The sequence below is a fragment of the Rhodococcus koreensis genome, assembly GCF_900105905.1.
GTDB lineage: Bacteria > Actinomycetota > Actinomycetes > Mycobacteriales > Mycobacteriaceae > Rhodococcus_F > Rhodococcus_F koreensis.
On record NZ_FNSV01000005.1, the window covers coordinates 6,643,607 to 6,657,974 of the forward strand.

Below are 14,368 nucleotides of genomic sequence, written 5' to 3' on the forward strand. Positions count from 1 at the left end.
ATGTCGACAGTCGAAGCAACACACCTCCGCACCTACGGGCACTTCATCGGTGGCCGGGCGGTGCCCCAGTCGGACACCACGTTCGAGCGGATCAGCCCGGCCGACGGCCGCGTACTCGCGACGTACACCGCGGGCACGCGCGCCGACGCGCTCGACGCCGTCGCCGTCGCCCGCACGGCGTTCGACGAGGGTGAATGGCCGCACTGGACCGCGATGGACCGCGGCCGCGCGCTCCTGCGCTGCGCTGGGCTGATGCGCGAACACGAGGAACACCTCGCCCGCATCGACGCCGAGGAGACCGGCAAGCCGATCACCCTCGCCCGCGGTGACGTCGCGGCGAGCATCGAGTTGTTCGAATACGCGGCGGCCCTGGCCATGACGATGCACGGTGAGGCACACACGGCGCTGGGCGACGACTGCACCGCCATGGTGGTCCGCGAGCCGGCCGGTGTGGTCGGCATGATCATTCCCTGGAACTTCCCACTGCTCCTGCTCGCGCAGAAGCTGCCGTTCGCGCTCGGCGCCGGCTGCACCGCGGTGATCAAGCCCGCGGAGTTCACGTCCGGCACCGCACTCGAACTGGCCCGGTTGCTCACCGAGGCCGGCGTCCCCGACGGCGTGGTGAACGTGGTCACCGGTGCCGGTTCGGTGGTCGGCGCACCCCTCGCGGAGAGCCCGTTCGTCGACATCCTGTCGTTCACCGGGAGCACCGAGACGGGCAAGCGCATCGTGGAGGCGTCCGCGGGCAGCGTCAAGAGGCTGTCGATGGAACTGGGCGGCAAGGCCGCCAGCGTCGTGTTCGCCGACGCAGACCTCGACGACGCCCTCGACGGGGTGCTGTTCGGGGTGTTCTTCAACCAGGGCGAATGCTGCGTGTCGGGCGCCCGGCTCCTGATCCAGGATTCGATCGCGGACGCTTTCCTGAGCCGCCTCGTCGAGGCCGCCGGCCGCATCACGGTGGGCGGTCCGCTCGACGAGGCGAGCGAACTGGGTCCGATGATCGACGCGGGCCACCTCGCGAACGTGCTCGGCCACATCGACGCGGCGCGGCGCGACGGTGCAACCGTCCTGACCGGTGGTGGACGGCTCGACGGCGAGAACTGGGGACGAGGGCATTTCGTCGCTCCCACGATCCTCGACGGCGTCGGCGAAGAATCCGCCGCCTTCCAGGAGGAGATCTTCGGCCCCGTCCTCACCGTCACCCGGTTCAGCGACGTCGACCACGCCATCCGGCTCGCGAACGCCACGGAGTACGGACTGGCCGGGTCGATCTGGACCAAGAACATCGACAAGGCACTGCGGGTGGCCCGCGAGATGCGCAGCGGCCGGGTGTGGGTGAACACCACCATCGACGGCGCCCCGCAACTGCCTGCCGGCGGCATGAAGCAGAGCGGGTTCGGCCGCGAGATGGGCCAGGCCGGCTTCGACGAGTTCACCGACGTCAAGACCATTCAGATCCGCACCGGACCACGCACCCGCGTGTTCCCGAACTGGACCGGAGGCAATCGATGAGTGCAGGCACCTACGACTACGTCATCGCGGGCGGTGGCACGGCGGGCTGTGTGCTCGCCGGGCGGCTGACCGAGGATCCGACGGTTCGGGTTCTCCTGCTCGAGGCCGGCGGCAACGACCGGCATCCGTTCATCCACGTGCCCGCGGGATTCGCGAAACTGACCGCGAGCAAATACGACTGGGGATTCTCGAGTGTCCCCCAGGAGCATTGCAACGGGCGCGTCATCCCGCTCGCTCAGGGCAAGGTCATCGGCGGGGGCGGCTCGATCAACGCCCAGGTGTTCACCCGCGGCGCGCACGAGGACTACGACGAGTGGGCGCTGAAATACGGTTGCGCCGGATGGTCGTTCGACGAGATCCAGAAGTACTTCCTCCGGTCCGAGGACAACGAACGACTGTCGGCGCCGTACCACGGGACCGACGGGCCGCTCGGAGTGTCCGACCCGATCAACCCGCACCCGCTGTCGAAGTCGTTCGTCCAGGCGGGGCAGGAATTCGGCCTGCCGTTCAACGGCGACTTCAACGGCGATCACCAGCACGGTGTCGGCCTCTACCAGACGACCACGAAGAACGCCCGCCGGTGCAGCGCCGCGGTCGGGTACCTCGCACCCGCCAGGAAGCGTCCCAACCTGACGGTGCGGGAGAACGTCGCCGTGTCGCGGGTTCTGCTCGACGGCGGACGCGCCACCGGGATCGAGGTGCTCACCCCGCACGGTGTGGAGACGTTCCGCGCGTCGCGCGAGGTGCTCGTCGCCGCCGGCGCGTTCGGATCGCCGAAGATCCTGCAGCTGTCCGGGATCGGGCACCCGGACGATCTGCGGGACGCGAATGTCGAGGTGGCCCATGCCCTTCCGGGGGTCGGCCGGAACCTGCACGATCACTGCGATCTCGACGTCATCTACGAACTCCGCGAGTACCAGAGTCTCGACCGCCTGAACCTGATCCGTCCGGCCACGGCCAAGGCGGGACTCGAGTACGCCGCCTTCCGGCGGGGCCCGCTGGCGTCGACGGTCGTCGAGGCCGGTGGGTTCAGCTTCGGGCACGCGCAGGAGTCGATCCCGGACCTGCAGTTCCACTTCCTGCCCGCCGCCGGCGTCGAGGCCGGCGTCGCGGCGGTCCGGCCGGGATACGGCTGCACCCTGAACTCGTACGCGCTGCGGCCGGAGAGCCGCGGTTCGGTGAAGATCAGGTCCAACGATCCCACCGCCCAGCCGCTGATCGACCCGAACTTCCTCGCCACCGACTTCGACCTCGAGTCGAGCATCGAGGGGCTGCGGCAGAGCCGGGAGATCATGGCGCAGTCGTCGATGGCCCGGCACATCAAGGCGGAGCACCTGGCAGGCGGCCTGTCGGTGAACACGAAGGACGACTACGTGAAGTTCGTTCGCGCGTACGGCCGTACCTCGTACCACCCGGTCGGTACGTGCGCGATGGGTGTCGGCGACGACGCCGTGGTCTCACCGGAACTGAAGGTGAGGGGCATCGAGGGCCTGCGGGTGGTCGACTCGTCCGTCATGCCGCGGATCGTCAGCTCCAACACGCAGGCTCCCACGGTGATGATCGCCGAGAAGGCCGTCGATCTGATCCGTGGGGAAGGATGACCGGATGACCACTTTTTCCGGACTGACCGCGGACGTCGCCAGTGAGGCCGTCGAACTCGCCCTCCCGTCGATCGAGAACCTCTCCCACGGAAGCCCGGGGCACCTCGTCGTGCTCCGGCCGGGCGTCGCCCCGTCCGCCGATGCGGAGTTGCCCGTCATCTACCGCCGCAGCTGGGGTGAGAGGAAGGACTGGCGCGGGCCGTACGACGCGATCGCCGAGTCGAAGGCGCGGATCAGCTGGACCACCGGACTGCCCTCGCACGCCGTGCAGCAGCTGCACCCGTACCTCTACCAGCAGGGGTGGACCAAATGGGGTGGCAGCGCCGTGGGCGAGGGCGGGCTCGTCGTGGCGTACAGCGGCGACAAGTGGTTCCACGACCAGTTCTACTCGGAGCTCGTCGTTTCGGCGATCAAGGTGGTGTGCCTCCGCGAGATGGACGCCGTGCTGCGCGACCCGGGCACCCTGTTCCTCGGCAACGGAAGTGAGAATCCATGAAGGTGAACGACACTCGGAGATTCGGGCGCGCCGGCTTCGACGTCACCCTCCTCGGCTACGGCGGTGCGCCCATCGGCAACATCTTCCGGCCGATCCCCGAGGTGGACGCCCAGGCGCAGATCGCCGAGGCGTGGAACATGGGTGTGCGGTCGTTCGACACCGCACCCATGTACGGGCACGGACTGTCCGAGCACCGATTGGGCCACGCACTGCTGACGCAGGACCGCGAAGGCTACGTGTTGTCCACGAAGGTCGGGCGCACGCTGACACCCGCGGCGCGTGGGTCGTTCGACACCGGGATCTGGGTGGACACCCCGCCGTTCCGGGCCGACTTCGACTACTCGTACGACGCCGTGCTGCGGCAGGTGGAGGACAGTCTGCAGCGCATGTGCCAGGACCGGTTCGACATCCTCTACGTGCACGACGTCGACCGGTACACGCACGGCGACGCCCAGCCCGCGCGGTTCGCGGAGGCGCTCGCGGGTGCGTTTCCCGCGCTGATCCGGTTGCGGGACGAGGGCGTGGTCCGGGCGATCGGTATCGGGGTCAACGAGGCCGACGTCTGCGTCGACGCCCTCGAACGCGTCGACCTCGACTGCGTCCTCCTCGCGGGCAGATACACACTGCTCGAGCAGGATCCGGTGAAGGGCCTGCTGCCCCTCGCCGCGGAACGCGACGTCGCAATCGTGCTCGGCGGTGTGTTCAACTCGGGTGTCCTGGCCACCGGCGCGGTCGCCGGCGCCAAGTTCAACTACCAGCCGGCGCCGGAAGAGGTGCTCGGCCGGGTACGCGACTTCGAGAAGTTCTGCGCGCGCCACGGGGTTCCGTTGGCGGCCGCGTCGATTCAGTTCGCGGCCGCGCATCCCGCGGTGCGGGAACTCCTGCTGGGCGCCAGGAACTGCGACCAGTTGCGGCAGAACGCGGCCTGGCTCGAACACCCGATCCCGGCCGAATTCTGGCAAGACCTGCGCGCCGCGGGGCTGATCCGGGAGGAGGCGCCCACCCCGACCTGACCGCCGGTCACATCGTGTACGGAGACGTCGAGTTCTGCAGTTCCTCCAGGAAGTCGGAGGGGACCGTCGGCCGGTCCGGGGGCCAGTCGCCGGCCAGTTGATCGGCCCGCAGATCCGCGACCAGTGCGACGACGAAGGGCCCGCCGTCGGGAAGTACCCGGTGGAGTCCGCGCGCCGCGCAGATCGAGGCGATGGACGCGAGTGCCTGCTTCGCCTCGTCTTCGCGGCCCGCCGCGGCGAGGCACGCCACCCGGAGGCGTTCGGCCAGCAGGTGGCCGCGGTTGCGGCCGGTGCCTGCCAGCCGGTCGGTCCACTCCTGCGTCCACTCGCACGCCGTCTCGATGTTCTCGCGGGCCCCGGTGGCGAGCAGCATCCGGACCGCGGTGGCCTCCTCCACCTGCGCGACGATCTCGTCGATGCCCGCGACCGGGCGCCGCCGGTTCTCGTAGCGGACCGGGTCCGGTGCGCCGAGGGTCGGATGCGGGGCGATCCCGAGTCGCCGGCGTTCGTTCTCGACGCGGGCCCGCAGGCGGGCGAGGGAGAAGGTCCCGGCCACCTCGAGTCCGGCGTGGAGGCGTTTCGTCGCTTCCTCCCGGTCGCCGCGCAGCGCCTTGACGTGCGCTCCGGTGACGAAGCGGGCGACCTTGAAGTCCACCCCGCCGGTCTCGATAGCCAGGGTGTATCCGTCGTCGAGGAGACGCTCCGCCTCCTCGACGTCCCCGCGTTCGTAGAGCACCTCACCGAGCAGCGACCCCGCGAGCCGCGCGGACGGTGCGCGCGGCCCGCCCAGTTTCCGGCCTGCGCGGCGGGCGCGCCGGAAACGGTCGACGGCGTCGTCGATGTCGAGTTGCTCGTACGATGCGACACCCAGATAGCTCTGGCCGTGAACGACGTTGTGCGGTCCCTTGTTCCGCTCGTAGAAGGGCCGCGCGACCTCCTGGATCCTGCGCACTTCCGCGAAGTCGAAGCGGTACACGGCGGCGAACGTGGTGACGTTGAACGCGGCGCACACCACCCACGGGTGCAGCGACTCCGGCCGGGCGAGGCAGTCGCCGACGAGTTCGTCGATCCGTTCGGTGCGGTCGTTGCGCAGTTCCGCCACGGCACGCACGACGCCCGCCTCCGCCCGCAGATCCGCCGTGTCGCCCGCGCTCGCGTCGCCGTGGGCGAGCGCCCGTTCGGCTCGTTCGAGGGCCCGTTCGGCGGCCGTGGTCCGGTTCGCCATCGCGTTCGCCCACGCCGTCGTGACCTGCAGCCGGGCGCTCGCGGCGACGAGACCCGGCGGCAGCATGTCGACCACCGCGGACAACGTCGCCGACTGCGACTGCTCGAGCAGCAACAACCCGTCGGCCTCGACGAGTTCCACGGCACGTTGCTCTTCGCCGCCGGCGAGGGCGTGCTCGACGGCTTCGCGGAGCAGGCTGTGGTCGCAGAACCAGCGGGACGCGGCGCGGTGCAGTTCCCGGATGCGGTCGGGCTGGTCGCGTTCGAGCCTGCGGCGCAGGAACTCGGCGAACAGGGTGTGGTAGCGGAACCACGTTCGCTCGTCGTCGATGTGGCGCAGGAACAGGTCCCGGTCCTCGGCCGCCTCGAGCAACGCCTGCCCACGGGCGGTGCCTGCGAGCGTGCCCGCGAGACTGCCGCACGTGCGTTCGGTGATCGAGGTGGCCAGCAGGAAGTCGAGCATCTCGGGTTCGAGGGTATCGAGGACGTTCTCGGCGAGGAATTCGCCGATCGCGTGGTGGCGCCCGGACAGTCCGGCGATCAGCTCCGACGGATCGGCCCGCCCGCGCAGCGACAGCGACGCCAGTTGCAGCGCCGCCACCCAGCCGTCCGTGGAGTCGCGGAGTTCGGTGACGTCCTCGCTGTCGAGGGGCAGGCCGCCGAGGTCGACGAGGAACGACTGTGCCTCGGAATCGTCGAAACGCAGTTCCGAATAATCGATTTCGACGAGTTCGTCCTTGACCCGCATCCGGCTCATCGGCAACCCGGCCCGGGTCCGGCTCGTCACCACGACCTGAAGGTGGTGGCATCCGTTGTCGAGGAGGAACTCCAGGGCGGCGATCGTCGCGGGTTCCGACACCCGCTGCCAGTCGTCGATGATCAGGGCGATCCGTTCGCCGCTCTCGTGGATCTGGTTGACGAGCGAGGTGAGCACGTACCGTTCGGCCTCGTCGTCGTGCTCCTCGAGGACTTGGCCGAGTTCCTTCGCCAGGTTGGGGCGCACGCGGCGGATCGCCTCGATGAGGTGCGCGACGAACCACACCACGTTGTCGTCGTCGCTGTCGACGGTCAGCCACGCGACCGCGACCCCCTCGTCGGCGAGGACGTTCCGCCACTGGGCGGCGAGGGTGCTCTTGCCGAATCCGGTGGGACCGTGGATCACGGTCAGCAGGCGACGGCGGCCGGCCCGCAGCAGGTCGATCAGCCGGCCGCGCTCCACGAGTTGCCGGGTCGCGGCGGGCGGCCGGAACCGGGTGGCAGGTGCGGGCGGCGGCGTCGACGTATATTTCGCCCTTCCGGTCGTGGAGGTCCGGAACGGACCGGAGACGGTCGAGACCGTGCCGTGCGAGGAGTCCTCGCCGTGATGGACACCGGGGTCGACGGGCATCGCCATCTCGTCCACGGCCAGACCGTGGTGGCGCTCGACCTCCCGCAGTTCGTCTCCGAAGGCGGCGGCGGACGCGGGGCGATCTTCCGGTTTCCCGGCCATCGCCCGCTGGATCACGGCGCTGAGGTCCTCGGGGAATCCCTCGCTGCGCAGGTCCGGGACGGGCTGGGTGGTGATGCGCAGGAACTGCGCGATCACCTCCTCGCCGTTGTGCCGTTCGAACGCGGCGTGCCCGGTGATCGCGCTGAACAGGGTCGCGCCGAGGCTGTACACGTCGGACGCGGCGGTCGGGGTCCGCCCCGACAGCACCTCCGGCGCGGTGAACGCGGGGGACCCGGTGACGGTGCCCGCCGTCGTCTCGAACGCCCCCGACATCCGGGCGATCCCGAAATCGGTGAGTTGGGGTTCGCCGTACTCCGTGAGCAGGATGTTTCCCGGTTTGACGTCCCGGTGGAGAATGCCGACCCGGTGCGCCGTTTCGAGGGCGCCGGCGAGTTTCACCCCGATGCGCACGGCGTCGCTCCAGGGGATGGGACCGCGCCGCCGGATCTGCGCGTCCAGCGAATCGTGGGGGTGGTACTGCATCACGATGTACGGCCTGCCGGTGTCGGTGGTCCCGACCTGCATGATGTTGACGATGTGCGGGTGGCCGCTCAGCCTGCCCATGGCGCGCTGCTCCCGCAGGAAGCGCTCGAGGTTCTCGGCGTCGAGCGCGGAGGTGAGAACCTTGACCGCCACCGTGCGGTCGAGTTCCGGTTGCGCGCACCGATATACCACCCCGAACCCACCGTGCCCGATCTCCTTGGCGTCCTCCAGCCCGACCGCGGACAGCTCGGCCGTGAAGGTCGCAGACACCGACTCACGCTGGGTGGCGAGCGGGTCGAAATCGGTCATGCCACCACCTCTTCGCTCGCCATCGAGCATATCGCGGCAGGGGTGACGCCGAGGCCGGACAATCGAGCGATGCCACACGTGCGGAAAGTCGTGGATCTGTCCCACACCATCGGGCCCGGGATGCAGGTGTATCCCGGCGACCCGGTGCCGACCCTGATCCGGCACTGCACCCTCGAGCGCGACGGCTACAACGTCCTGGACGTCCGGATCGGTTCGCAGTCCGGGACGCACGTCGACGCCCCGGCGCATCTGAAGGCGGGGGCGGCGACCATCGACCTGCTGGCGCCGGAGTTGTTCGTCGGCCGCGGCGTCGTGTTCGACGTGCGCGGGGTCGGTGCGCGGCAGCGGATCACCCCGGACCTGATCGGGTCCCGGACGGACGACGTGCGGCCGGGCGACATCGCCGTGTTCCATACCGGGTGGTCTCGCCTTTACGGCACGGATGCCTATTACACGCATCCGTTCCTGGACCCCGCGCTGTGCGCACTGCTGCTCGACCGGGGAGTGCGGACGTTCTGCCTCGACGCCCCGAGCGTCGACGAGACACCGGACGACGAGCACACCGATGCCGGATATCCGGTTCACCATCTGATCGCCGACGCAGGCGGCGTGATCGGCGAGAACCTGTGCCGGCTCGACCGGATCGACTTCCCCGACCCGCTCGTCAGCCTCCTACCGATCTCCCTCGAGGCCGGCGACGGAGCCCCCACCCGGGCCGTGGCGATGCACCTGGCCGACTAACGTGCTCAACCACCGGCGACGGACTGCAGAATCTGCAGTTCCTGCCCGGGGGTCACCGCGGTGCCGACGCCGCCGAGGAGCCGGACGTCCTCGCCGTCCACGTAGACGTTGACGTACCGCCGCAGGGCGCCGGTCTCGTCCCGAATCCGGCGGCCGAGAATCGGGAACTCTCCCGCCAGGACGTCGAGCACCTGGGAGACCGTCGAAGCGGAGTCGAGGGGCACGTGCACGGAGCGCTCCCCGCCGACGATCGACGCCAGCGCCCGCGGAACCCGAACGGTGACACCCTCGCTCATGATTCGATCACCGCGGCCCGCACGCACAGCACGTCGGGCAGGTGCGCCGCCACCGTGCGGAAGGTTGCGCCCTCGTCGGCGCTCCCGTAGACCTCGCCGCCGCGCGTGCCGAAATACACGCCGACCGGGTCGGCGGTGTCCACGGCGGCGGCGTCGCGGAGCACCACGTTGTAGTCGCGGTCCGGCAGCCCGCTGTCGAGGCGCGTCCAGCTGTTCCCGGCGTCGTCGCTCCGGTAGACGGCCGGCCGGCCGTCGGGCGGGATGCGTTCACCGTCCGCCTTGATCGGAACCACCCACACCGTTCCCTCGCGGCGGGGATGGGTGAGCATCACGAACCCGAAGTCCGTCGGCAGTCCGTCCGCGATCGACTTCCACGTGTCGCCGCTGTCGTCGGAGCGGTAGACCCCGTGATGGTTCTGGGCGTACAACCGGTCGGGGACGACGCCGTCGCGGGCGATCTTGTGGACGCACTGGCCGAACTCCGGGTTCGGGTCCGGGAGGAAGTAGGCGGTGATCCCGGTGTTGCGCGGCTCCCAGGACACACCCCCGTCCGTGGTGCGGTACACGCCTCCGGTGCTCATCGCGACGTGCACGGTGTTCTCGTCCTGCGGATGCGGGACGACGGAATGCGCTGCGGCGCCGCCGTATCCGGCCCCCCACTCGGGCCGGTGCGGATGGTCCCACAGTCCGCGTTCGAGGTCGAAATGCTCGCCGTCGTCGACCGACCGCCACACCGAGATGGGCTCACACCCCGCCCACACGACACCGGGACGGTCGTCCGTGTCGGGCCGGATCTGCCACACCCGCTCGAGTGCGGCGCCGTCGCCGTCGCCGAAGTGGATGGCGCCGTGGTCCGGTTCGGTCCAGGTGGCGCCCAGATCGTCGGAATGTGCGACGGTCGGACCCCAGTGTTCGGACCGGACCCCGACCAGGATGCGGGTGCGTCCACTCCGTGTGTCGATCCCGATGCTCGGAATCTCGTTCATCAGGAAATGCGGGCCTGACAGCGACCAGGTGTCGCGGTCGCGGCTGGTGGCGAGCCACAGGCCCTTCTTCGTTCCGATCGCGAGCAGGACGATGTCGGCTGCGCTCATGAATCCATCGGACCACTCGGTCCGCCGGATGGCAACGACCGGGCGGGAACCTCTCAGCGCGAGGGTCCGTGCCCGATCCGCGCCCGCAGGTGGCTCAGCGCCCGGTGCTGCGCGACGCGGACGGCGCCCGGTGTGGTGTCCAGGACTCGCGCGGTCTGTTCCGCCGACATTCCCACGATGACGCGCATGAAAAGGATCTGCTGGTGCCGGACCGGGAGGGTCTCGACGAGCAGTCCCATCTCGCCGCGCAGTTCGTCGCGCAGAACGTGATGCTCGGGGCCGTCCTCGACGTCCACCACGTGATGCGCCGCGGCGGCGCGTGCGGTCGGCGGTACGGACATCCGGGTGGCGCGTCGCCGCGCGTCGGACACCTTGTGCGCGGCGATGCCGAAGATGAACGACAGCAACGACTTTCCCTGGTTCTGATACGTCCGCAGGGCGCTCATCAACGCGAGGCACACGTCCTGGGTGACGTCGTCGGCGGTCGTGTGCGGGTGATCCACCGATTCGAGCCGGGTCGTGCAGTAGCGGTGCACGAGCGGGTGCGCAATGCGGAGAACCTCTTCGACGGCGTCTTCGTCGCCCGTCGCTGCGTACGGCGCGAGTCGTTCCAACTCGGCTCTGGCGTCCAATTCGATCATGGTGTTCTCCCTGTTCCTGCGGCTGCATCCAGCCTCGGGGGAACACGCGATCGTCGATAGGCACCGCAGGGTGCGGAAGTCACCACCCCCGCTACGACTTCATAGCGGGATCTAGGACACGCGCTAGATGAGCGCAGATTCGGCAACAGAGGTTGTTACCTTCGTGGCCATGGACCCTGTCCGTAACCCCTATGCACCCGGCGCGGGGCAACGCCCGCCGGAGCTCGCGGGACGAACCCGGCAGCTCGACGCGTTCGACGTGGTGCTCGAGCGGATCGCGCGCGGCCGCCCGGAGCGCAGTGTGATGCTGACGGGTCTGCGCGGGGTCGGGAAGACAGTCCTGCTGAACCACCTGCGGTCGGCGGCCATCTCTCGGCGGTGGGGAACCGGGAAGATCGAGGCGCGCCCGGATCAGGATTTGCGGCGGCCGCTGTCTTCGGCGTTGCACATGGCGATTCGGGAGATCGCGGGCTCGCACCGCGACCCCGACCGGGTGGAGGAGTTCCTCGGAATCCTGAAGTCGTTCGCCCTGCGTGCGACAGCCGACAAGGGCATGCGGGAGCGGTGGCAACCGGGGATCGACGCGCCCGCGGTGAAGGGTCGCGCCGATTCCGGGGACATCGAGATCGACCTGGTGGAATTGCTGCTGGACGCGTCGTCCCTGGCCCGCGACGTCGGGGTCGGGATCGCACTGTTCATCGACGAGATGCAGGACCTCGGCGCCGCGGACGTCTCCGCGGTGTGCGGGGCCTGCCACGAACTCAGCCAGGACGCGGCCCCGCTGATCGTGGTCGGCGCCGGACTGCCGCACCTGCCCGCGGTGCTGTCGGCGTCCAAGAGCTATTCGGAGCGGTTGTTCAGCTACCACCGCATCGACCGGCTGGACCGGGTGTCCGCGGACCGGGCGCTGATCGCGCCCGCCGAGCGCGAGGACGTGAAGTTCACCGACGAGGCGCTCGACGCGTTGTACGCGGCGGCCGACGGCTACCCCTACTTCGTCCAGGCGTACGGCAAGGCGACGTGGGACGTGGCCGCGGCGACGCCGATCACGGAGGAGGACGTGCGGGTGGCCGAGCCGACCGCGGAGGAAGAACTGGCGGTCGGGTTCTTCGGTTCGCGGTACGAGCGCGCGACGCCGGCCGAGCGGGAGTACATGCGTGCGATGGCCGACCTCTCCGGGGACGACGGCCCGGTCGCGACGGCGGCGATCGCGTCCGAACTAGGCCGCAAACCCGCGTCGCTGTCACCGGCGCGGGACGGGCTGATCAAGAAGGGCCTGATCTATTCGGCCGAGCGCGGGTCGATCGGATTCACCGTGCCGCACTTCGGCAGATATCTGCGTGCGCAGAACGACTAGCAGAATCTAGCTCTCTCTACGGATTTCAGTAGAGAATCGAAGATTGTCCTGTCGAGTCCCGGACGTGTGGTTCGGGCGCTGGCCCTCGCCGTGGCTCCGGCGCATGCTGGAGGTACGACGAAGGGATCAGCGATGTCGGACACTGTCGCCCGCAAGGTCATCGGTGCACACCTCCTCGACGGCCGGATGGAACCGGGAGAGGAGATCTCGATTCGGATCGATCAGACCCTCACCCAGGACGCCACCGGAACCCTGGTGATGCAGGAACTCGAGGCGCTCCACCTCGATCGCATCAAGACCGAGTTGAGCGCGCAGTACGTCGACCACAATCTGCTGCAGGCCGACGAGAAGAACGCCGAGGACCACGAGTTCCTCCGCACCGCCGCCCTGCGGTACGGGCTGTGGTTCTCGAAGCCGGGCAACGGGGTCTCTCATCCCACCCACATGCAGCGCTTCGGTGTTCCCGGCAAGACGATGATCGGTTCCGACTCGCACACCCCGGCAGCCGGATCGCTGGGCATGCTCGCGATCGGCGTCGGTGGGCTCGAGGTCGCCATGGCGATCGCGGGTCAGCCCCTGCACCTGCGGATGCCTCAGATCTGGGGTGTGGAGTTGACCGGCAGGCTCCCCGACTGGAGTTCGGCGAAAGACGTCATCCTCGAGATGCTCCGCCGCCATGGGGTGAAGGGTGGGCTGAACAGGATCATCGAATACCACGGGGAGGGGCTTGCGACGTTGACGGCGATGGATCGTCACGTCATCGCGAACATGGGCGCCGAACTGGGCGCCACGACGTCTATCTTTCCCGCAGACGACGCCGTCCGCGATTTCCTGCGCTCCGAGAGCAGGGAGGACGACTTCGTGGAACTGCTCGCCGATGCAGGCGCGGAGTACGACGTACACGAGTACCTCGACCTGTCGACGATCGTGCCGCTGATCGCGAAACCGTCTTCGCCGGGAAACGTGGTGCCCGTCCGGGAGGTCGCCGGTGAGGACGTCAGCCAGGTGGTGATCGGGTCGTCCGCCAATCCCGGACTGCGCGACTTCGCGATCGCTGCGGCCATGGTGTCGGGTAGGCAGACCGATCCGAGCGTGAGCTTCGACGTCAATCCGAGTTCGCGGGAGATCCTGGCCGATCTGACCAAGATGGGCGCCACGCTCGAACTCGTTGTAGCAGGCGCGCGAATTCACCAATCCGGGTGCATGGGCTGTATCGGCATGGGCCAGGCGCCGGCTACCGGGCGGAATTCTCTCCGGACGATGCCCCGCAATTTCCCGGGGCGTTCGGGCACCCGCGAGGATTCCGTGTGGCTGTGTTCACCGGAGACGGCGGCCGCGTCGGCTCTCACCGGGGTGATCACCGACCCGCGGGACTGGGCGGAGAAAGAGGGGATGCCGTACCCGGAGATCACACTTCCGGACCACGCGACGGTCAACACGGCCATGCTGGTGGCTCCGCTGCCGGAGGAAGAGGCTCGGCACGTCGAACTCGTGAAGGGACCCAACATCTCGTCCCTGCCCGAGTTTCCACCCCTGCCCGAGCGCATCGAGGCTCCGGTACTCCTGAAGGTCGGTGACAACATCTCCACCGACGAGATCTCTCCGGCCGGGGCACGGGCCCTGCCGTTCCGCTCCAACATTCCCAAGCTGTCCCGGTTCACGTTCACCCAGGTCGACGAGACCTATCCGGCGCGCGCGGAGGAGACGGCGAAGACCACCGGGCATTTCATCGTCGGCGGCGACAACTACGGGCAGGGGTCCTCGCGCGAGCACGCCGCGATCACCCCGCGCTACCTCGGATTGCATGCGGTGATCGCCACCTCGTTCGCCCGTATCCACTGGCAGAACCTCGCCAACTTCGGTGTGCTTGCGCTCGAATTCGAGAACCCGGACGATTACGACACGATCCGGCAGGACGACGTGCTGGTCCTCGACGGAGTGCGGGAGGCCATTCGTTCCGGCCCCCATCTGACCCTGTTCGACTCGACCCGTGACGTGGAGATCCCGGTGCGTCATCGGCTGTCCCCACGTCAGGTCGACGACGTGCTCGCGGGCGGATTAATTCCCCAGCTGGCACGCAGGGAGTGATCAGCCGGTCGCCGTAAACTCGGC

11 protein-coding genes are annotated in these 14,368 nt (G+C 69.0%); 7 read left to right on the forward strand and 4 right to left on the reverse strand.

Translation table 11 applies throughout. From position 1 onward, the window contains the following. Genes BLV94_RS34810 through BLV94_RS34825 form a run of 4 tightly spaced genes read left to right on the forward strand, consistent with a single transcriptional unit; the run spans position 1 to position 4,622 of the window. Complete coding sequence (locus BLV94_RS34810; protein ID WP_072946323.1) at positions 1-1,512, forward strand: aldehyde dehydrogenase family protein; 1,512 nt, start codon at positions 1-3, stop codon at positions 1,510-1,512. After that, positions 1,509-3,113, forward strand: coding sequence for a GMC family oxidoreductase (locus tag BLV94_RS34815; protein WP_072946322.1), 1,605 nt, complete (start codon positions 1,509-1,511; stop codon positions 3,111-3,113). The genes BLV94_RS34810 and BLV94_RS34815 overlap by 4 nt, the downstream gene beginning before the upstream one ends. Positions 3,114-3,117: 4 nt before the next feature. Next, positions 3,118-3,609, forward strand: a complete 492-nt coding sequence (locus tag BLV94_RS34820; protein ID WP_072946321.1) for a hypothetical protein — start codon at positions 3,118-3,120, stop codon at positions 3,607-3,609. After that, the gene (locus tag BLV94_RS34825) at positions 3,606-4,622 is read left to right on the forward strand and encodes an aldo/keto reductase (protein WP_072946320.1); all 1,017 of its coding nucleotides are present in this window, start codon (positions 3,606-3,608) and stop codon (positions 4,620-4,622) included. The genes BLV94_RS34820 and BLV94_RS34825 overlap by 4 nt, the downstream gene beginning before the upstream one ends. A gap of 7 nt (positions 4,623-4,629) precedes the next feature. Here BLV94_RS34825 and BLV94_RS34830 read toward each other — a convergent pair whose 3' ends face one another. Further along, entirely contained in the window at positions 4,630-8,127 is a 3,498-nt protein-coding gene (locus BLV94_RS34830) for a serine/threonine-protein kinase (RefSeq protein ID WP_072946319.1), read from the reverse strand. A gap of 69 nt (positions 8,128-8,196) precedes the next feature. On the opposite strand from BLV94_RS34830, the gene BLV94_RS34835 reads away from it, so the two are divergent. After that, positions 8,197-8,868 (forward strand): cyclase family protein, encoded by a 672-nt coding sequence (locus BLV94_RS34835; RefSeq protein WP_072946318.1) that lies wholly within the window; start codon positions 8,197-8,199, stop codon positions 8,866-8,868. A gap of 5 nt (positions 8,869-8,873) precedes the next feature. Here BLV94_RS34835 and BLV94_RS34840 read toward each other — a convergent pair whose 3' ends face one another. The 3 genes from BLV94_RS34840 to BLV94_RS34850 are packed head-to-tail and all read right to left on the reverse strand — an operon-like array spanning position 8,874 to position 10,899. Continuing rightward, complete coding sequence (locus BLV94_RS34840) at positions 8,874-9,164, reverse strand: MoaD/ThiS family protein (protein WP_072946317.1); 291 nt, start codon at positions 9,162-9,164, stop codon at positions 8,874-8,876. After that, positions 9,161-10,258 (reverse strand): WD40/YVTN/BNR-like repeat-containing protein, encoded by a 1,098-nt coding sequence (locus BLV94_RS34845; RefSeq protein WP_072946316.1) that lies wholly within the window; start codon positions 10,256-10,258, stop codon positions 9,161-9,163. Before BLV94_RS34845 ends, BLV94_RS34840 begins: the two co-directional genes overlap by 4 nt. Positions 10,259-10,311: 53 nt before the next feature. Beyond that, positions 10,312-10,899 (reverse strand): sigma-70 family RNA polymerase sigma factor, encoded by a 588-nt coding sequence (locus BLV94_RS34850; RefSeq protein ID WP_072946315.1) that lies wholly within the window; start codon positions 10,897-10,899, stop codon positions 10,312-10,314. Between the two features lie 169 nt (positions 10,900-11,068). Between BLV94_RS34850 and BLV94_RS34855 the strand changes: the two genes are divergently transcribed. Both BLV94_RS34855 and BLV94_RS34860 read left to right on the forward strand, forming a co-directional pair. Then, complete coding sequence (locus tag BLV94_RS34855) at positions 11,069-12,256, forward strand: AAA family ATPase (protein WP_072946314.1); 1,188 nt, start codon at positions 11,069-11,071, stop codon at positions 12,254-12,256. Positions 12,257-12,388: 132 nt separating this feature from the next. Next, positions 12,389-14,344, forward strand: coding sequence for an aconitate hydratase (locus BLV94_RS34860; RefSeq protein ID WP_072946313.1), 1,956 nt, complete (start codon positions 12,389-12,391; stop codon positions 14,342-14,344). Positions 14,345-14,368 lie beyond the last annotated feature (24 nt).